1 protein-coding gene is annotated in these 268 nt (G+C 54.9%); it reads right to left on the bottom strand.

Going from position 1 to position 268, the window contains the following annotated elements:
* On the bottom strand, window positions 1-268 hold a 268-nt coding region (locus ACWA1B_RS22770; RefSeq protein WP_456910905.1), incomplete at both ends, for a hypothetical protein.

Raw genomic sequence — 268 nt, 5'->3', positions numbered from 1 at the left:
GCGCGATTCATCTGCAATAACACGCGATGCACACGCACCACGTCGTGGGTACCGGTTTTCTCGCTGAGATCGTTCAAGAACATTTCGGCAAGCCCACGCAACTTTTCCAGCAGTTTCGCCAGCTGCTTGCAGATCTCCATCACCTCATCCGGCAGTTCACCCATTGCAAAGCGGTGTTCCGCTTGCTGAGCCGCAGGGAGATAAAGGTCGAGGATAGCGTTCAGGGACGCAATCAGTGCGTAAACCTCTTCGCAGTGCTCGCTAAGAC

It is taken from the genome of Flavobacterium xizangense (assembly GCF_054075145.1).
This window is presented reverse-complemented; position numbering and strand designations above follow the sequence as displayed.